The organism is Streptococcus chenjunshii (assembly GCF_003086355.1).
Lineage (GTDB): Bacteria > Bacillota > Bacilli > Lactobacillales > Streptococcaceae > Streptococcus > Streptococcus chenjunshii.
Map to the genome: position 1 here is coordinate 1,352,290 of NZ_CP031733.1, position 19,117 is coordinate 1,371,406.

At 43.0% G+C, this 19,117-nt stretch carries 16 protein-coding genes; 1 reads left to right on the forward strand and 15 read right to left on the reverse strand.

What is annotated here, in order from left to right:
- Positions 1 to 15: 15 nt before the first annotated feature.
- The 15 genes from DDV21_RS06575 to DDV21_RS06645 all read right to left on the reverse strand — a co-directional run bounded on the left by DDV21_RS06575 (position 16) and on the right by DDV21_RS06645 (position 17,943).
- Positions 16 to 1,521 carry an alpha/beta hydrolase-fold protein gene (locus tag DDV21_RS06575; RefSeq protein ID WP_116877054.1) on the reverse strand — a complete coding sequence of 502 codons (1,506 nt, stop codon included), beginning with the start codon at positions 1,519 to 1,521 and terminating at the stop codon, positions 16 to 18.
- 758 nt (positions 1,522 to 2,279) lie between these two features.
- The gene (locus tag DDV21_RS06580; RefSeq protein WP_116877053.1) at positions 2,280 to 4,220 is read right to left on the reverse strand and encodes a beta-glucoside-specific PTS transporter subunit IIABC; all 1,941 of its coding nucleotides are present in this window, start codon (positions 4,218 to 4,220) and stop codon (positions 2,280 to 2,282) included.
- A 239-nt stretch (positions 4,221 to 4,459) separates the two neighbouring features.
- Positions 4,460 to 5,296: a BglG family transcription antiterminator LicT gene (licT, locus tag DDV21_RS06585; protein WP_116877052.1), complete on the reverse strand. Its 837-nt coding sequence runs from the start codon at positions 5,294 to 5,296 to the stop codon at positions 4,460 to 4,462.
- 157 nt (positions 5,297 to 5,453) lie between these two features.
- Positions 5,454 to 6,521, reverse strand: a complete 1,068-nt coding sequence (locus tag DDV21_RS06590; protein ID WP_116877051.1) for an ABC transporter substrate-binding protein — start codon at positions 6,519 to 6,521, stop codon at positions 5,454 to 5,456.
- Complete coding sequence (locus DDV21_RS06595) at positions 6,514 to 7,293, reverse strand: ABC transporter permease (RefSeq protein WP_116877050.1); 780 nt, start codon at positions 7,291 to 7,293, stop codon at positions 6,514 to 6,516. The genes DDV21_RS06590 and DDV21_RS06595 overlap by 8 nt, the downstream gene beginning before the upstream one ends.
- A gap of 1,018 nt (positions 7,294 to 8,311) precedes the next feature.
- Entirely contained in the window at positions 8,312 to 9,112 is an 801-nt protein-coding gene (locus tag DDV21_RS06600; RefSeq protein WP_116877611.1) for an ABC transporter permease, read from the reverse strand.
- On the reverse strand, positions 9,109 to 10,251 hold the full coding sequence (locus tag DDV21_RS06605; protein WP_116877612.1) for an ABC transporter ATP-binding protein: 1,143 nt from the start codon (positions 10,249 to 10,251) through the stop codon (positions 9,109 to 9,111). The genes DDV21_RS06600 and DDV21_RS06605 overlap by 4 nt, the downstream gene beginning before the upstream one ends.
- A gap of 28 nt (positions 10,252 to 10,279) precedes the next feature.
- Positions 10,280 to 11,182, reverse strand: a complete 903-nt coding sequence (murB, locus tag DDV21_RS06610; protein ID WP_116877613.1) for a UDP-N-acetylmuramate dehydrogenase — start codon at positions 11,180 to 11,182, stop codon at positions 10,280 to 10,282.
- Between the two features lie 241 nt (positions 11,183 to 11,423).
- Complete coding sequence (gene folK, locus DDV21_RS06615) at positions 11,424 to 11,906, reverse strand: 2-amino-4-hydroxy-6-hydroxymethyldihydropteridine diphosphokinase (RefSeq protein ID WP_116877614.1); 483 nt, start codon at positions 11,904 to 11,906, stop codon at positions 11,424 to 11,426.
- The gene (gene folB, locus DDV21_RS06620; protein WP_116877615.1) at positions 11,903 to 12,265 is read right to left on the reverse strand and encodes a dihydroneopterin aldolase; all 363 of its coding nucleotides are present in this window, start codon (positions 12,263 to 12,265) and stop codon (positions 11,903 to 11,905) included. The genes folK and folB overlap by 4 nt, the downstream gene beginning before the upstream one ends.
- A gap of 147 nt (positions 12,266 to 12,412) precedes the next feature.
- Positions 12,413 to 13,237 carry a dihydropteroate synthase gene (folP, locus tag DDV21_RS06625; protein WP_116877616.1) on the reverse strand — a complete coding sequence of 275 codons (825 nt, stop codon included), beginning with the start codon at positions 13,235 to 13,237 and terminating at the stop codon, positions 12,413 to 12,415.
- A gap of 417 nt (positions 13,238 to 13,654) precedes the next feature.
- Positions 13,655 to 14,215, reverse strand: a complete 561-nt coding sequence (folE, locus tag DDV21_RS06630; RefSeq protein ID WP_116877617.1) for a GTP cyclohydrolase I FolE — start codon at positions 14,213 to 14,215, stop codon at positions 13,655 to 13,657.
- A 148-nt stretch (positions 14,216 to 14,363) separates the two neighbouring features.
- Entirely contained in the window at positions 14,364 to 15,620 is a 1,257-nt protein-coding gene (locus DDV21_RS06635) for a bifunctional folylpolyglutamate synthase/dihydrofolate synthase (RefSeq protein ID WP_116877618.1), read from the reverse strand.
- A 162-nt stretch (positions 15,621 to 15,782) separates the two neighbouring features.
- Positions 15,783 to 16,655: a homoserine kinase gene (thrB, locus tag DDV21_RS06640; protein WP_116877619.1), complete on the reverse strand. Its 873-nt coding sequence runs from the start codon at positions 16,653 to 16,655 to the stop codon at positions 15,783 to 15,785.
- 1 nt (position 16,656) lies between these two features.
- Positions 16,657 to 17,943, reverse strand: a complete 1,287-nt coding sequence (locus tag DDV21_RS06645) for a homoserine dehydrogenase (protein ID WP_116877620.1) — start codon at positions 17,941 to 17,943, stop codon at positions 16,657 to 16,659.
- 217 nt (positions 17,944 to 18,160) lie between these two features.
- Between DDV21_RS06645 and DDV21_RS06650 the strand changes: the two genes are divergently transcribed.
- Entirely contained in the window at positions 18,161 to 19,081 is a 921-nt protein-coding gene (locus tag DDV21_RS06650; RefSeq protein ID WP_116877621.1) for a polysaccharide deacetylase family protein, read from the forward strand.
- The last annotated feature ends 36 nt before the right edge of the window (positions 19,082 to 19,117 follow it).

Here is a 19,117-nt window from a genome sequence, read left to right on the forward strand (position 1 = left end):
CGTCTCCTAAAATGTTTATTTGCTTTGGGCATTCAACCAATCAAAGATATTGTCATAATCTTTCCCATCAACTTCTACTGTCGCAGAGCCTCCATTGCTTTTATTGTTGGCTTTAAAGCCGGACAGATCATCTGCCTTTTTAACAGCTTTGGCATCCTGAACGCCGGTTACCTGATCGTTAAAGAAGTAAACCCATGACCAGTGGCCGGCATATTCTGTATCTTTCATATCAGAGCCTTCCACCGTCTTATAGTAAGAAAACCATTTATTATCAGCACCGCTGTCAAGCAAGGTCTTGTAAATTGGCAGCGAAAAGGCTTCAGGATCAACAATGGTATCATTGGCCGAATGGACAAACCAGATTGGAATATCCTTCAAGGCTGCCGCCTTTTCATCATCAAAATAAACATTTTCAGTAGGCACCATTGCCGTACCTGAAAGACTTTCTTCACTTGGAACTCTTGTATAGCTGCCATCTGCCTCACGTTCGTAATCATAGTAAGAGTAGGCAGTTGCTAAAGGTGCCAGCGCAGCAAAATAATCTGGATTATGAATGGCAAGGTTGAGTGTCATATAGCCGCCATTGGAGCAGCCGGACAAATAAATACGGTCTGTATCGACATCAGTATTCTGAGCGACATAATCCTTGATGGTGTCCATCAGTATTTCTGTATAGCGGGAAACACCTGCACCTGCACCATTGGTGCCATCACCTTCATCCATCCAGTATGTCGGTGCCTGAACGACCAAAACATAGGCACCTGTTTGTTTGCCAGCAGTAAAATGGTTTTGGATATCTTCTCTGGCCAGAGCAACCACTTCGTTCCCTAAAAGTGCAATATCCGGATCTTCTCCGCCTTCGCCCTGACCATGAAGCCAGATAATCAAAGGATTCTTCTTGCCTTGGGACAGATCTTTCGGTTCATAGGCTGCATAATTTAAAGTCAGCTCTTCCTCTTCATCTGTCATCGGATTTGTGTAAGTACCGCTGAACGTTCCGCGGTTTTTAAAAACAGCAGCCTCTTGAGCGATACGGTTGTTAATCGCATCCGTTTCTGTACTGAGAGTGGCCGTCTGGTCATCTGCCGAAACCTGCAGACCTTTGATTGTTACCTTATACTCACTTGACCATTGATTTTGGAAAATATCCAGATTATAAGTAAATGGGGAGGCTTCCCCAGCATTGTTTTCCGTATCAAAACTAACCGGCATCTCAATAGTCACATATTTACTGTTGCCGTTTTTAATTTTTTTGCCGTTTTTATTTGATAAATAAACATTCTTAATCTTTCTATCAACGCCAGCAGTTGTGACTTTCAGATCATCTTTAGCAACCGAGCTGACCTCATTATCCAGCTCAACAATAATTTTTGGAACAGCAGGTCCAAACTCATATCCCTTAACCCCGATATTAACCTTAGCAACATCCACAGCCAAATCCTTGGCCGACACACGGCTGCCTATTAAGCCAATACTTAAAAAAAGTAAACTTAAAGCAGCTATAACTGACAATCTTTTCATTTCATCCTCCTCCTAATTAAAGATACAAAGGCCGTTTAAAAATCCGTATGAAAAGGCGGTAAGCCAGAAATCTCCGATTTCGTCTGCGCACCTCTGCCAGGAAGGCTAGAAGAGTGCGTAACAGCTTTAACTTTCGAATTGCTTTTACCTTGTTCATCATAACGCAGTAGCCCAGTGACATTTTAACCGCTTTTCAAAGCTTTAAAATGCCTATCGGACCTCACGGGAGTGGGAGTAAACTCAGCTAGTGGATATGAGTTCAGCCTCCAGCTCTTAAGACAGGTTCTCAGTCCTCTAGATTTCCCTACTGGACACCTTGACTTGAAAGCACCTTTTTAGGGGGACTGACTGCCCGCCTCCTCTTTAACGGCCTCTTGAAACGTTTACTTTTATATTTTTAACATTGCCTCCTTTCTCCGCTTCATTAAAACAATTAATGGTTTATCAAATCCAAATTCTGCACTTAGTTTGTGCCAAATTTGTCCTTCTACCGTTTCGTTCAGTTGCTGAAAACAGCCAGCAGCTGCTTCTAGTGTACATTATTCTCATCTTCTGCTTAAACTTATCATAGCTTTAAAAAACTTTTTTTGCAAACGCTTACCGATATTCCGTTGGATAATATCATTTTCCCCTATTTTTGTATAACAATTATTAAAACATGTATCAAAAATAACAGAATACCCGCTGGATCTTTCCTGCAGCCTTTATGTCTGCAGTTAAAAAAATCACTTGACCGAACGATCAAGTGATTTTCAGAGTTATTTTACTGCTGTGAGCAGGTAGTCACCAGCTACAACGTTTGTTTCTTGTGTCGTTAGAATATCAGTAAAAGCATCGGTATTGGTTACAATAACAGGTGCTGTTACCGGAAGGCCTGCTGCCTTAATAGCATCGATGTCAAATGACAGCAGTTTCTGACCGGCTTCAACCTGATCACCAACTGCAACAAATGCCTGGAACCCTTTGCCATCAAGAGAAACAGTGTCCATACCAACATGAATCAGGAGCTCAGCACCGTTTTCAGTCCGCATACCGACAGCATGATTGCTCGGGAAAACCAATGTGATTTCTGCTTTAACCGGCGCCAAAACTTCACCGATAGTTGGCTCAACTGCAATCCCTTTCCCCATAGCTCCAGAAGCAAATACTTCGTCAGGAACATTAGCTAAAGGAACAACTTGCCCTGTCAGAGGACTGGAAACAATTTCCTGCTTAATCTCTTTAAGAGGAGCTGCTTCTTGTGCTGGCTCACTGCTGCCAGCAGAATTTTCCTGCCCCGCAGGACCGCCGTATAGATAAGGAATCTTAACGAATTGAGTCAAAATAAAGCCGAGAGCAAAGTTAGCAACAATAGCGATTAAGAAATGAATCAAAGTCATGGAATTGCCTGGTTCGATGAAAGATGGGATTGCAAACAGTCCCAGACCGCCCATAACCTGCATATGAACATCGAATAAGGCCAGATAAGCACCGGTAATCGCACCGGACACACAGGTCATAACGAAAGGCAGGCGCATTGGCAGGGTAATACCGTAAATAGCCGGCTCAGTGACGCCAAAAAGAGCAGAAATGAAGGCTGGAACTGACAGTTGCTTAACCTTATCTTCTTTTGTCCGAAACATGATGTTGAGGAGAGATCCGGCTTGGGCGAAGCAGATAGCAACTGTCGCAACTAAGATAACCCCAGGACCCTTTTGCAGTTCCAAAATAGCAAGCGGAACCAAGCCCCAGTGCAGCCCAAACATAACCAAGACCTGCCACATAGCTCCGAGAACCAAACCGTAGATAATAGGACTAAAGCCATAGATCCCTGTAAAGATGACACCGACCAGATCGGATGCCCAGCTCATAACCGGGCCGATAATCAAGAAAGAAAGGGGAACCGTGATTAAAATCGTGAAGAAAGGAACAACGAAGACTTTAACTACATCAGGAATAATCTTCTTAAAGACCCCTTCGATTTTTGAACCGATCCAAATTGCGACAATGATCGGCAGTACGGTCTGCAGATAGCTCGAAGCTGGAAAAATAATCGGAAGACCAAAGAAAGTCGCATAAACCGGTGATTCAATAAAAGTGCCTTTAAACAAAGTATAAAGCGGTGTTTCACCAGCAAAACTGAGCGCAATATTAGGATAAACCAAGGCAAAGCCAATGGCCAGTGCCGTGAACTGTTCCATTTTAAAACGCTTAGCTGCTGTCAGTGCCAAAATCAGCGGTAAGAATTGGAAGAAGCCATCGCCGGCCGCATTGAGAACAACATAAGCACCATCGGTTTCAGGAACACCCACAGCAGCCATAACAGCAACTAAACCTTTAATCATACCGGCTGCTGATAAAGCTCCCAGCATCGGCTGAAAGAGGCCGGAAACTAAGGCGATAAAACGGTCAAAGAGATTGCCTTGAGGCACATCCCCTTCATCAACATCAATACCGCCGCCGCCAGTAATCCCAGCAACCTCAGTCACTGCCGCATAGACATCCGGCACATGGTTGCCGATAACCACCTGATACTGTCCTCCTGCTTTTACCACAGTCACAATACCGTCACGCTGTTTGAGATAATCATCATCTGCCTTGCTTTCGTCTTTTAGGGTAAAGCGCAGACGGGTCACGCAGTGAACTAGCTTAGCGATATTATCTTTTCCGCCGACATGGGCGACAATATCTTGAGCTAATTCAGTATAGTCTTTTGCCATTCTATGGCCTCCTCATTTTTATTTGGATAGATTAAGCTGTCAGAGCAAAAGAAAAACCTAAATAAACACCAAACCATCCCAAAAAACAAAAGACATGCTTCTGCCTTTGGCGTCAGTTTATGCATTTATTTAGGTTTTGCCTGCTCACCAGTAACAATCCTTATGTATCTATCATAGCAGATTTTTTTCTTTTTGCAAGCGCTTTTTTAATTTTTTTCTATATTTTCTTAAAAAAAGGATTACTTAACGGTGTCCAGTCTTTGCAGATGGATTGTCAGATAAACCTGTTCATCGCGGCTCATAGGGAAATCATAACGTTTTTCAACATAGTTTTTGATTTTTTCAGAACAGAAAAAGGCTTTAGGGTAATTTTGCCTGACCTGCTGAAAAAGAAAGGCATCATTTTGTCCCTGAACCAGACCGTTTATGACTCTTTGAGCAAAATACTGGACATGGGTGACAAAGCGGTTATAGCTGACAGCGTCTTCATCAGCTACCTCTCCATAGTGCAGGCGGACGATTTCTAAAATATTAGTCACCAGTTTGGTAATCTCCTGACCCTTTGCTAAAAGGCTGGAATCTTTTTGCGCATTGATAAAATGCAGGGCGATAGCCGATACCTCAGTTTCCGGAACATCTACCTGCAGTTTTTGGGCAATGATATTCAAAGCATCTTGTCCCACCTGAAATTCTTTAGGAAAAAATTTACGGATTTCCCAAGAGAGAGGATTGGGAATTGATAAATTTTGTGACAGACGCTGAAGCGTATAGTGCAGATGATCAGCCAAAGCAATATATAATGAGGTGTCAAAAGCCGTCCCCAAAATTTCCTGACCATGTTCAATAATCGCTAAAACACTCTCCGTTTCTTCCGGACTTAAATCAAGGTAGACACGGGACAGCTCATCTGCCTGCTGATTATCTTCTAAGATAAACTTTTTTTCAATTAGGGAAGAATCTACTGTTTCACCCGTTTTCTTTTGGAAACCGAGTCCCCTGCCCATGACAATCATTTCTCTGCCGCTGCTGCTTCTGGCTTGGACAACATTATTATTATAAACTTTTTCAATTTTCATTCCTGACCCCGCCACTTTTTCTTGAGCTTATTACCCGTATCATAGCAAATCTCCCCTCTTTTTTCAAGACTGCATTCGATTTTTGAAACAGCCAAACTAAAGCCTGCCGAACTGCGAAACCATTTTTCTGAATACCGCCTTAATGGAAAAAACTCACCTACTTGCGGTACATTTTGACTTGCAGATAAAGGTCATTATAGATGCCCAGCCAGTCAGAACCGAGGTTATCATAAACTTCGAGATTGGCAAGAGCTGCTTTATCGGGATAAAAAGCTGGGTTGCCTTTGACTGCATCAGGCAAAAGCTCCTTGGCAGCTATGTTGGGAGTTGAATAACCGATATATTGGGCATTTTGGGCCGCATTTTCCGGTTCCAGCATAAAATTGATAAAAGCATAGGCTTCATCAAGGTGTTTTGCTGTCCTAGGAATAACCAGATTATCAAACCATAGATTAGAGCCTTCGCTTGGGACAAAATAGACTAAATTGTCGTTGGCTGCCAGCATTTCACTGGCTTCCCCTGAAAAAGTAACGCCGACAGCGCCGTCTTCCTGAATCATATAAGACTTCATTTCATCACCGACAATTGCCTTAATATTGGGCACCAAATCCTGCAGATGTCTCTCTGCTTCCTGCAGTTCAGCTCTATTCTTAGAATTCAAACTGTAACCCAAGCTGTTTAAGCTGAAGCCTAAAACTTCCCGTGCACCGTCTACCAGCATAATCTCATTTCTATATTCCGGGCGCCAAAGATCCTCCCAGTGCTGCGGAGCCTTTTGTAAAAGTTTTTTATTGTAAACGATGCCTACAGTGCCCCAAAAATAAGGAATTGAGTAGTCATTATTGGGATCAAAACGCTTTTCTAAAAATTCCGGGGCAATATTCTCCAGCCCATCAATCTTTGTTTTGTCCAATTTGATCAGGAGTTTTTCTGCTACCATCTTATCAATGATATAATCGCTGGGGACTGCAAGATCGTAAGTTGTTCCGCCTTGTTTTATTTTAGTGTACATGGCTTCATTTGAATCAAAGGTTTCATACTGCACCTTTATCCCTGTTTCCTCTGTAAATTCAGTCAGCAAATCCGGATCAATATAGTCCCCCCAATTGTAGATAACCAGCTTATCTGCAGCAGGACCTGACTGTTTTTGCAGGAAGGCAGCAAGAGACCAGAGCACACCGATAATGATACAGATTCCAAGGAGGAAAGAATAGAGCTTACGCATCAGTGTCACCTGCTCTTTCTTTAGAGATATAGTAATAACCGATAACTAAAAGAATGCTGAACAAAAAAACTACTGATGAGAGAGCATTAATCTCTAGAGCAATCCCCTGCCGAGCCCGTGAATAAATTTCAACAGACAGAGTTGAAAAACTGTTTCCGGTGACAAAAAAAGTCACAGCAAAATCATCTAAAGAATAAGTGAAGGCCATAAAGTAGGCTGCGATAATACTCGGTGTTAAATAAGGCAGCATAACCTCTCTCAACATCTGTACAGAACTGGCTCCCAAATCATAGGCTGCGCGGATCATGTCGATATCCATCGCCTTTAAACGGGGCAGAACCATCAGCACAACAATGGGAATCGAAAAGGCAATATGGCTGAACAAGACCGAAAACAGCCCTAAAGGGAAGCCGATACGGGTAAAGAGAAGCAGAAAAGCGGCCCCTATCATGACATCGGGAGCGACTAAGAGAACGTTGTTAAAAGACAAAAGAGTATTCTCATGACGCTGACGCCTCCCCCAAATAAAAACAGCTCCAAAGGTCCCTATCACCGTAGCCAGAAGAGCGCTCAAAAAAGCTAAAAAGAAGGTCTGCAGCAAAATCAGAAGTAAACGCTGATCCGCCAGCAAAGTCTGATAATGTTCCAAACTAAAAGCAGTAAACCCATTCATATGGCCTGCTTGATTAAAAGAATAGAAAATCAAATAAAAAATCGGTAAATAAAGAAGGAGAAAAACAAAACCTAAATAAACCGCTGCTACTTTTTTCATCCACTACTCCACCAAGATACAAAGCCCGTTAAAAAATCCGTATGAAAATGACGGCAAGTCCGAAATCTTTGATTTCGTTGACGCGCCTCTGCCAAGACGACTAGAAAGCTGCGGTCGGCTGTGAAGACGACAAAGCTTTCAGACGGCTACGGTTAGGGGTGCTCTGTACTATTCCTACACCGATCGCGGTAAACACCATCTTTTTCACTAGGATTTTAGGGCGTGTTCAATTTCATCAAGATACAAAGGCCGTTAAGAACGCAAAGAGAAAATAGGAGCCTGACTGCCGAGTCACAAAAGACTCAAGGAAAGGCTGTACTCACAGAGCAGCCACACTCGTAAGTCGCTGACGCATCCAACGATTGCGTCTCTTTTTCTCACAGCGTTTAGGCCGTGTTCAATTTCACCAAGATACAAAGCCCGTTAAAAAATCCGTATGAAAATGACGGCAAGTCCGAAATCTTTGATTTCGTTGACGCGCCTCTGCCAAGACGACTAGAAAGCTGCGGTCGGCTGTGAAGACGACAAAGCTTTCAGACGGCTACGGTTAGGGGTGCTCTGTACTATTCCTACACCGATCGCGGTAAACGCCATCTTTTTCACTAGGATTTTAGGGCGTGTTCAATTCATCAAGATACAAAGCCCGTGAAAAAATCCGTATGAAAATAGGGGATGGCAAGTGATGCCAAGGCATCACGATGACAGCCATCTTTTTCACTAGGATTTTAGGGCGTGTTCAATTCACCAAGATACAAAGCCCGTGAAAAGAGCAAAGCAAAAATGACGGTAAGTCCGAAATCTCTGATTTCGCAGACGCACCTCTGCCAGGATGACTAGAAGGGTGCGGCAGGCTGTAAAGACTGCAAAGCCTTCAGTCATCTACGGCTAGCTAACTTGGAATCAATTCTAAGCTTAGCCATATCTTTTTTGCACAGCTCTTAGGCCGTATTCAGTTACACCAAGATAACAAAGGTAATGTCTGAAAATCGACACTTGCATCATACTGACAGGCCTTTGGTTAAGTCTTTGAGCCATGATCGCTCGTCAGCCACATCACAGCAGCCATTGCCAGAATTAAAACTAAGCCGATAGTTGAGCCCATACCCCAGTTTTGCGTCGTTAAAAAATGCTGCTCAATAGCGGTTCCAAGCGTAATGACACGGTTTCCGCCAATCAGCCTGGTCAGCATAAAAAGACTTAAGCTAGGAATAAAAACAGACTGTACACCGCTTCTTACACCATTTAGAGAAAGCGGAAGGACAACTTTGCGAAAGGTCTGCAGTTCATCTGCTCCTAAATCCCGGCTGGCATTAAGCAAATCCTGGTCAATACCGTCTAAAGCATTAAAAATCGGTAAGATCATAAAAGGAATTTCAATATAGGCTGCTACAAAGAGAAAAGAAAAATCAGTAAAAAGAAGCTGTTTCGGACCAATGCCAACAAAAGTCAGAAAATCATTGACGGCACCGCGCTGGCCAAAAAGCCCCATAAAAGCATAAGCCTTAAGCAGCAAATTAATCCAAGTTGGCAGAACAATCAGCATCAGCCAGAGCTGCTTATACTTAAGCTTCCTTAGAATTAAAGCCGTAGGGTATGAAACAATCAAGGCGGCCAAAGTAATTATCGCTGCATAGAACACAGAATTCAGACTCATCTTGAGGTAAGTCCAGGAGCCAAAAAAAGCCCTGTAGTTGTCCAGAGTGAATTGCCCCTGCAAATTGAAAAACGATTGATAAATAAGTAAAACCAGCGGTGCTAACACAAAAAGAAAAAGCCATAAAAAATAGGGCAAAGAAAAAAGATTGAGCCTTGTTTTCATTTTTCTCCTTTCGCAATAGCATTAAGCAGACCCTCTTCGTGCTCTTCCATATCAACATATTCTTCAATCCGCGCTTCGAATTCGTCCCTGCTTTCATTAAGCCGCATGATATGGATATCTTCCGGACGAAAATCTAATCCGATGACTTCTCCTTCAATAGCCTTGCGTGTCGAATGAATAAGCCATTCGTTTCCCAATTCATCATAAGCTATGATTTCATAATGAACGCCGCGAAAAAGCTGAGTGTCGACCCTGACCTGCAGCTTACCGGCTTCTGGCAGAGTAATTTGCAAATCTTCCGGGCGGATTACCACTTCAACCGCTTCCTGCGGCCGCATTCCCCCATCAACTGCTTCAAAACGTTTCCCGTTAAATTCAACTAAATAATCGGCAATCATGGTTCCGGGTAAAATATTGGATTCACCGATAAAGGTGGCCACAAAATGATTAATCGGTTCATCGTAAATATCGACAGGCGTGCCGGACTGGACTACTTCCCCTTCATTCATGACAAAAATCCAGTCACTCATGGCAAGGGCCTCTTCCTGATCATGGGTCACAAAAACAAACGTAATACCCAGCCTCTGCTGGAGTTCCCGCAGTTCATACTGCATCTCTGTCCGCAGTTTTAAATCTAAGGCCGACAGCGGTTCATCTAAAAGAACAACCTTAGGACGGTTGATAATAGCTCTGGCAATAGCTACCCGCTGGCGCTGACCGCCTGAAAGTTTTTGAATCCGGCGTTTTTCCAGCCCTTCCAAACGCACCAGTTTAAGCACTTCATGAACACGCTGGACCATTTCATTTTTCTCCACCTTCCTTAATTTCAAAGGAAAAGCAATATTTTCAAAAACAGTCATATGCGGAAAAAGGGCATAATTTTGAAAAACCGTATGCACATCGCGTTTATGCACCGGCACATCGTTGATTCGCCGACCGTCCAAAAAGACATCCCCGCCAGTCACATCGACTAAACCTGCAATAATATTGAGGATAGTCGACTTCCCGCTTCCTGAGGCTCCGAGCAGCGTATAAAATTTCCCTTTTTCTAACTCAAGATTGATATTTTTCAGGACAACTGTGCCGCTGTCTTCAAATACCTTTGAGACATTTCTAAAGGCAATGATTGGTTCAGTCAAAGCTCATACATCCTCCGATAAATCTCATTTATTCTTTTTTCTCGCCAATAATTCTAACTTCCGGCTCCAAGCGTACACCTGAATGCGCTTCTACTTTTTCAATGACATCAGCAATTAAGTCTTCGTAATCCTGAGCCGTGCCGTCAGCAACATTAACCATAAAACCAGCATGCTTGCGGCTCACCTCGACACCGCCGATCCGGTGGCCTTTAAGACCGGCTTCACCGATCAGCTGGCCGGCAAAATAGCCTAGCGGCCGTTTAAACACTGAACCACAGGATGGATGCTCCAAAGGCTGTTTTAGCTCACGCAGATGTGTCAGACGAGCCATCTCTTGGCTGATCAGTGTATAATCTCCCGGTTTTAAGGCAAATTTGGCAGAAATAACCACCTCACCACTGGCCTGAACAGCCGAGCGCCGATAGCCAAAACGCATATCTCGGTTTTCAATTGTCCGAACATCTCCTGATTTAGTCAAAATTTGGGCCGACAGAAGAATGTGGGCAATCTCACCGCCGTAAGCACCAGCATTCATAAAAACAGCGCCGCCCACACTTCCTGGAATTCCGCAGGCGAATTCAAAACCTGTCAAACTGTGAAATTTTGCGACACGTGTCGTTTCAATAAGGTTGGCTCCAGCTTCAGCTTCAATGATATATCCGTCAACTGTTGTAGTATTTAACTTGTCAAACATGATGACGAAACCGCGAATACCGCCATCACGGACAATAATGTTACTGGCATTGCCTAAAACCATCCAGTCGATTCCCTGCCGGTTAGCAAATTTAACGACACGGGACAATTCATAGCGGTTGCGCGGAAAGGCCAGAAAATCAGCCGGTCCGCCAACTTTTGTGTAAGTATACTTTTTCAAGGGCTCCTTAACACGGATATCTATACCCTTTAATTCATTATCTAAAAAATCAAACATTTTTCTCAATTCTGTGCTTTATTACTATTAAGTTAAATCGGTAAATCACCGCGATTATCATTATAGCAGAAAACGTCGTATTTGAATATAGGCTAAAACAAGTCACAGTGTTTTTTAAACGTTTTTTCACTGATTCAAGGCTGTTCCTATATCCATTTTATGGAAAAGATTTTGCAGAAGGGCAAGCTGATCCAAAAATGTATACAGCACCGCAGGCAGACAGAGTAAGCAGATTTTGCTGTCAATCCGCATCTATTTTTTTAACAGCTGTCGAATCCAAAGCTGTTATATAAGTCCGGAGTTCTGCGCCATTTACAGTCAGATGGGGGGCGATCTCCTCTAAAGGCAGCAGCACAAAAGCTCTTTCTGTCATAAAAGGATGAGGCACCTGAAGATTATCTTCGGTGATGACAGAACGACCGTAAAGCAGTATGTCGATATCGATTGTCCGCGGCCCCCAGTGTTCATGCCTCACACGTCCTAAATCCCTTTCAATTTTTTGGCAGGAAAGCAACAAATTCTGAGGACTTAATGCTGTTTCAAGTTCACAGCACAGATTGAGAAAGTCGGCTTGATCTATTTTTCCCCAAGGTGCGGTTTCGTACAGCGATGAACACTTAGTGATCCGTGTACCCTGCAGAGAGTTGAGCAACGACACCGCCTGATTAAGATAAGCTTTTCGTTCGCCCACATTGCTGCCTAAGCTTAAATAAACAACAGTCATGGCCGGCTCCGTTCCAACTCAATCCCTACAGCAGTATAATGACCGTTGATGGGAGGATTTTCCTTATTAATGGTGAGTTTTACAGCCTGTACTGCTGCAAACTGCTGTAAAATATCAGCAATAATAACCCCGCCAAGCTTCTCAAGAAGACGGTATTTTTCCTCTTCCACATGTTTTTTAATGCAGTCAAAAACCATACCGTAATGTACCGTATCTTCCAATCGGTCTGTTTGAGACGCTCTTCCCAAATCAAGAGACAGCGTACAGTCAACGACAAAAATCTGCCCTAACTTTTGTTCTTCGGCAAAAGCTCCATGATAGCCGTAAAAACGGCAGCCCTGTAAATATATTTTATCCATAATCCTTTTTTTAAAAACCAAATAATTTAGGGAAACTGCAGCAACCTGCCGCCCAAGATGTTACAGTTTAAAACAGCAATAATGGTTGAGACCGTTCTAAGACAAAAATCGCTCACCAAGCGGGCAGTAACAGTACAACAGTCCAGCTCAGCTTTCTCTATTGTGAATCCCAAAAGACAAACGGCTGATGGCCGTAACGATATCGCGATTAGCCTCTACATTGTGGACTCGCACCATGCGGCAGCCTTTTTGTATGGCCCAGGCTGAAAGACCAGCTGTTGCTGCATCCCGTTCAAAAGGCTGTGTATGACCGCCTAAAAGATGATCAACCAGCCGCTTGCGGGAAACCCCAAAAAGTACCGGATAACCAAGCTGACAAACTTGATCCAAACCTCTCAACAGTTCAAGGTTCTGTTCAGCATTTTTGGCAAAGCCAAAACCGGGGTCAAGCCAGATATTTTCCCTGAGGACTCCGGCCGCTAAAGCAGCCTGTGCCCGATCAGCCAGAAAACGGCAAACATCTTGTATGATATTATCGTAACTTTCTTTTTCCTGATTATGCATTAGAATGATAGGAACATTATTCTGAGCAGCCAAAGGCAGCATCTGGCTGTCATAAAGACCGGCCCAGACATCGTTCAAAATATCGGCACCGGCTTCCAGAGCAGCTCGGGCTGTCTCGCTTTTGTAGCTGTCAATGCTGACAAGACAGTCAAAATTTTCCTTGACAGCCCTGATAATTGGCAAAACCCGGCTCATCTCTTCTGCTGCTGTCACAAAATCAGCTCCCGGCCTTGTCGATTCACCGCCGATATCAATAACTGCAGCACCTGCATCCAGCATTTTCTGCACCTGCTCAAGTGCTGCAGGAATATCTAAATAATCTCCTCCATCAGAAAAAGAATCGGGCGTAACATTTAAAACACCCATAATACAGGCTTCACCTGCAATTTTATGACAACCGATTTTCATCCTAACCCTTTCATCAAGATACAAAGTCCGTTAAAAATCCGTATGAAAATAGGGAATGGCAAGTGATGCCTAAGCATCACGATGACAGCCATCTTTTTCACTAGGATTTTAGGGCGTGTTCAATTCCAACAAGATACAAAGCCCGTTAAAAATGCAATGGGAAAATAGGAAACTGACGAAGAAACTTTAGTTTCTAGGAAGTTTTATCTTTTTCCCGCAGCGTTTAGGGCGTGTTCAATTCCAACAAGATACAGTTTCTCTTTAAAAAACAACCCAAGCAGCAGCTGGGCTGCCAACCTCTTTGATATAAAAAAGGTTGCTACAATCTAAAAAGTATTCAAATACTAACTTAATGATGATTAAACCGAGCGCTGCACGCTCCCGAACCGAATAATTTCAGCTTCGGCTGCGGTTATATTACTGCCGCATCAAAGAAAGGGCTTCCTGCCGTTTTTGGAACTCCTTTTCAAAAATACCTTTTGCTGCTAAAGTCACTGTCTTACTGCCTGGTTTTTTAATACCGCGCATACTCATACACAGATGCTCAGCCTCAACCATAACCAGAACTCCCTGAGGGTTTAAAGCCTCATCAAGTGCAGAAGCAACTTGTTCTGTCAAACGTTCCTGAAGCTGCGGACGTTTGCTGGCAACTTCTACTGCCCGTGCCAGTTTACTTAAACCGGTTATCCGCCCCTGACTGGGCAGATAAGCTACATGAGCGCTCCCATAAAAAGGAATAAGATGGTGTTCGCACATAGAATAGAAAGGAATATCCTTGACCAAAACGATTTCCTCATGAGCTTCAGTAAAAAAGGCTGTAAATTGCTCTTTAGGTTCTTCATTCAGACCGGCAAACATTTCCTGATACATTTTAGCAACACGTTTCGGTGTTTCAACCAGCCCTTCACGTTCAGGATCTTCACCTAAGGCCAACAATAGCTGATAAACAGCCTCTTCCGCTTTTTTTTGGTTAAACATATTTCTCTCTCGTTTACATTTATTGATAAAACCCTAAAATAATGCTGACAGCTTGACGGTGAAAACAGCCAAACAGCCTTTTCCGCAAAAAAGACGCTGTGTCAGCAAATCAGACCATTTTAATTTAAGGGTTACATACTATTATAGCTTAAATAGCTTTAGTTGACAAAAGGTACTGCCGTACTTGAGAAATAAAATAAAGGGAACCTGTAATAAGGTAAAAATCTTCTTTACTTTGCCTTTTAATCTTCTGCATCCACAGCTGCCAGTCTGTAACCCGCTCATACTTATCAGGGTAATCCTCTAAACTCAAGGCTTTAGGATAATAAAATTGAGTGACCTGCACTGTACCTAACGTCTCAAGCAGCTCCAACATAGCTTCAACGGGTTTATCACTGACAGCCGCAAACAAAATGTGAATATTTTGATTCGAAAATGATGTGACAAAATCTCTTAAAACAGTAATACTCTCCCTATTATGCGCTCCATCAAGCAAGACATTGGGCAAAATAAACTCTGTACGTCCAGGCCATTTTGTCTGTGCCAGCGCTTTTCTAATCAATTCTAAGCTTACTTGAGGATAGCGCTTTTGCAGCAGCAAAGCAGCGGTGACAGCAAGGCTGGCATTAACCGCCTGATGACGGCCCGGAAGCCCCAAATAAAGATTGTCAAGCTCTACAGAAAGACCGCAATAAGTAAAAGAATCACCATGCCACACGCTTTGAAAATCCTTACCGGCCTGATAGACCGGACTGTTTGTCAATCCGGCTTTATGATAAAAAACCGCTTGAACATCAGCACGGTCGGCAGCAAAAATTAAGGGAACATCTGGTTTTAACACACCAACTTTCTGTTCCGCAATTGCTTTATAAGTAGCGCCTAGAATGGACTGATGATCCAACCCAATCGATGGACATATTACCGCTAAAGGTTTAAAGACATTAGTAGAGTCATACAGTCCGCCAAGCCCCGCTTCAATAAAAGCAATATCAACAGGATGCACATGTCCAAAATATTCAAACATTAGCACTGTAATCACTTCAAATTCTGTGGCAGCCTCCAAATCGGTCTCCAAAGGCAGGCGTTCAACAATCGGTTTAACATTTTCAACCAGATTCACAAAGTCTTCTTTCGCTATCATCTGTCCATTCAGACTGATGCGTTCACGAAAATCAATAATATAGGGGGAGGTAAAAGTTCCCACCTCATAGCCGGACAAACTAAAAATATGCTGCAGATAACTGACAGTAGATCCTTTCCCATTAGTCCCAACGACATGCACTGCTGCTAACTTATTTTGAGGATTGCCCAGTTCGTTCAAAATCCAAGCCATCCGCTCTAAGCCTGGCTTAATTCCAAATTTCAGCTTAGACTGTACCCAATTTAAAGCCTCGATATACTGCATTATTCCCAACCTTTTATTTTTTTCAAATTACAGTATAGCATAAAAATAGATAAAGAAAAAAACTGAGAATCACAGGTTCCCAATTTTTTATATGATTTGATTATATTTATCCTGTATTGCAGACTTATACCATACTCTGTTCATTTCCAAACAGGAAAAGAGCTAGTCCTTTTCGGCCAAAACGCCTTGTCTGTCAACCTGTAAAACAGAAATCTCGCCGGCAAATCCCAAAGACTGTAATCCAGAGTACAAAGCAGCCTCTTTTTCTTTAGGAATTAGCAGCATGACTGTAGGCCCCGCACCTGACAAATAGGTAGCATAAGCACCCTCTGTCTGGCCTAAATGTTTAATAGCTTCAAATTCTTTGACCAGAGGCTGGCGAAAGCGCTCATGAAATAGATCAGACTCAATGGCCTTCCCTGCTTTGACCAAGTCGCCAGTCAAAAGACCGGCAAGTGCAAGGTTGGCAACAGAACTTGCCGTAACAGCTTCCTTATAAGACATTTCCTGAGGAAGAACATGACGGCTGTCGCTGGTTTTTAATTCATAATCAGGAATGAAAGCGATAAACGAACAGTTCTCTGGAAAATCCGCAGCAATACTGCTGACTGCCTGATCAAAACAGCTGGAAATAACAAGATTGCCAAAAATAGCCGGAGCTACATTATCAGGGTGGCCCTCAATTGCGGTGGCTATCTCAAGTTTCTCATCAGCAGTCAGATGCAGCCCGGCTAACTGATTTGCCAGCTCAATACCAGCAACAATTGCTGAACTTGATGATCCCAAACCTCGGGCTAAAGGGATATCAGAATGCATCTTTAAACGCTGCGGCGGCAGGTCACTTTTAACTTTCAGAGCTGCCTTAACCAGCAGATTGCTTTCATCAGCTGGAACAGATGCCCCTAAATCATGGATAACTTCCCAAGCAGGAGCTTCTCCTAAAACGTCAATCGACAAATACTTTGAAAGAGCGATACCAACAGAATCAAACCCCGGACCCAAATTAGCACTGGTGGCTGGTACAGTAATTTTCATTTTATTCTCCCAACACCTTGAAGATATTCAGCACTTCAAAGTCTGTCACTTCTCCAAGTTTTTCAGTTACATTGGCCAGCTGCGTTTTACTCAGCGAGTGGGTAATGATGACTACACGCGCTGTATCCCCATTGGCCCGTTGCTGCAGCACTTGGCCAAAAGAGATAGCCTCTGAGTTAAAAATCTGCGCCAGACGAAGCAGCTGTCCCCTCTTATCCGGTGTATTAATGGCAAAGTAATAAGGTGATTTCACATCAGAAGGATGGGCAGTTTTTGTTTCACGGACAAATTCATTAAAGGATTTGCCAACATTCCCATCATGAAGGCGGCGGGCAATCCTGATAATATCAGCAACAACAGAAGTCGCTGTCGGTTTTTGTCCTGCACCCGGTCCATAGTACATAGACTCCCCGATTCCGATAGATTCAACAAAGACGGCATTCATTACGCCATTGACACTGGCTAGCGGATGAGCTTTTGGCAAGAAAGTCGGAGAAACCTCAGCCGCAATCCCTGAAGGCGTTTCTTGGACATCGCCGACCAGTTTAATCACATAGCCTAACTCTTGGGCAACTGCAACATCATCTGGGGTAATTGTTGAAATCCCCTGATGCAGCACCTGATCAAAATCAATCGTCATACCAAACCCAAACTGACTGAGAATAACTGCTTTATAGGCGGCATCAATGCCTTCGACATCATTGGTCGGATCACTCTCTGCATAACCCAATTCCTGAGCTTTCGCTAAGGCTGCTTCATAAGTCCAGCCAGCTTCCACCATTTGGGTCATCATAAAATTAGAAGTCCCGTTGAGAACACCGAGAATGCGAGTGACTTTGTCTGAAGTCAGAGAGTTTGCCAGAGTCCGCAATATAGGAATACCGCCGGCAACAGCCGCTTCATAATAAAGTGCTGCTCCATGTTCCTCAGCAATAGCCCGCAATTCACTGCCGTGCACCGCCAAAAGATCCTTATTTGCTGTTACCACATGCTTACCTGACTGAAGCGCTGCCGTAATAAAGGTTTTTGCTGGCTCAATGCGCCCCATCAGTTCAACGACTATTGCAATAGTCGGATCTTCTGTAATCTCAGTAACATCTGTTACAAAGTGATAGTCATTTCCAGCAGCTATCAAGCGGTCTTTTTCTTCGTCATCTTTAACCAAAACCTTAGCAATCTCAATATCATCTCTCGCTGCTGCAACAATCTTTTCCTCATTTTCTTTCAATAAAAAAGGGATACCGCTGGCAACCGTGCCAAAACCAAGCAGACCAATCTTAACAGCCATTTGCAACTCCTTTATTTCTTCATTTTAAACATCATGTTTCATCATTATTTCTGCTAAAACAAATGTTTTTGTCTATTATAGCAAATTTGCCAGATAATTTACAGCAGAAATCCGGTTTTTTAGCACACCTGTTTTTTACCTGTTTTTTTGCTGAAAAATCACTGACTGTCTTTTTTACATGATACAATAGTATAAACAATGTTTTAAGGAGCCGATAATGGGAAAACAGCCGCCGCAAAAAAAGAAACTTTGGACTATTTTCAATATTATACTGATTTGTCTTTGCAGCCTCGCTTTGGGGATGCTTCTGCTGACTTTTAAATCAAGTCAGTCCAGCAATATGACGAATAACCAAGACAAAAAGTCCAGTCACAGACAGTCAAAAAATGAAGCAGAGTCTAAAAAACAGGCTGCCCCTGAAAAAAGTTCAGATATCAGCTGGATTCCTCAGGAAACAGAAATTTCTGTCCCTATCCTGATGTATCATGCTGTTCATGTTATGGACCCCTCTGAGGCAGCCAGCGCTAATCTGATTGTTGATCCAAGCGTTTTTGAAGAGCATATCAAACGTCTGGCTGAAGAAGGGTATTATTTTTTAAGTCCTGAAGAAGCCTATAAAGCACTGACAGAAAACAGCCTGCCCAATAATAACGCCAAAATTGTTTGGCTGACCTTTGATGATGGCAATGCAGATTTTTATACGGTTGCTTACCCTATTTTAAAAAAATATCAGGCTAAAGCAACCAATAATATCATTACCGACTATGTTGCCAAAGCATCTCCTGCCAATCTGACATTAGATCAGATGCTGGAAATGAAAGAAAACGGTATGTCTTTTCAGTCCCACACGGTCAGTCATCCCAACCTTGCTGCCAGCAGCCCAGAAAAACAAGCCTATGAACTGGCTGAAGCCAAAACATATTTAGATCAGACGCTCTCTCAGGATACAATCGCTATAGCCTATCCTTCAGGGAAATATAATCAGACTACGCTCGATACAGCTAAAAAATCTTACAAACTGGGAATCACAACCAATGAAGGCTTAGCTTCGATCGGTGATGGCTTGCTTTCACTTGACCGTATCCGTATTCTCCCGACAACTACCCCGGAAAATCTTCTTAGCACAATACAAAATTGAACTGTTTCGGCTTAATGGAACTGAACACGACCTAAA

Coding starts and splice junctions, on each gene's coding strand:
- DDV21_RS06650 (WP_116877621.1), top strand. CDS start 18,161: ATGGGAAAACAGCCGCCGCAAAAAAAGAAACTTTGGACTATTTTCAAT.
- DDV21_RS06600 (WP_116877611.1), bottom strand. CDS start 9,112: ATGAAAACAAGGCTCAATCTTTTTTCTTTGCCCTATTTTTTATGGCTT.
- DDV21_RS06590 (WP_116877051.1), bottom strand. CDS start 6,521: ATGCGTAAGCTCTATTCTTTCCTCCTTGGAATCTGTATCATTATCGGT.
- DDV21_RS06635 (WP_116877618.1), bottom strand. CDS start 15,620: ATGCAGTATATCGAGGCTTTAAATTGGGTACAGTCTAAGCTGAAATTT.
- DDV21_RS06645 (WP_116877620.1), bottom strand. CDS start 17,943: ATGGCTGTTAAGATTGGTCTGCTTGGTTTTGGCACGGTTGCCAGCGGT.
- thrB (WP_116877619.1), bottom strand. CDS start 16,655: ATGAAAATTACTGTACCAGCCACCAGTGCTAATTTGGGTCCGGGGTTT.
- murB (WP_116877613.1), bottom strand. CDS start 11,182: ATGTTTGATTTTTTAGATAATGAATTAAAGGGTATAGATATCCGTGTT.
- folB (WP_116877615.1), bottom strand. CDS start 12,265: ATGGATAAAATATATTTACAGGGCTGCCGTTTTTACGGCTATCATGGA.
- DDV21_RS06595 (WP_116877050.1), bottom strand. CDS start 7,293: ATGAAAAAAGTAGCAGCGGTTTATTTAGGTTTTGTTTTTCTCCTTCTT.
- DDV21_RS06575 (WP_116877054.1), bottom strand. CDS start 1,521: ATGAAAAGATTGTCAGTTATAGCTGCTTTAAGTTTACTTTTTTTAAGT.
- folE (WP_116877617.1), bottom strand. CDS start 14,215: ATGTTTAACCAAAAAAAAGCGGAAGAGGCTGTTTATCAGCTATTGTTG.
- DDV21_RS06580 (WP_116877053.1), bottom strand. CDS start 4,220: ATGGCAAAAGACTATACTGAATTAGCTCAAGATATTGTCGCCCATGTC.
- licT (WP_116877052.1), bottom strand. CDS start 5,296: ATGAAAATTGAAAAAGTTTATAATAATAATGTTGTCCAAGCCAGAAGC.
- folP (WP_116877616.1), bottom strand. CDS start 13,237: ATGAAAATCGGTTGTCATAAAATTGCAGGTGAAGCCTGTATTATGGGT.
- folK (WP_116877614.1), bottom strand. CDS start 11,906: ATGACTGTTGTTTATTTAAGCTTAGGCAGCAATGTGGGCGAACGAAAA.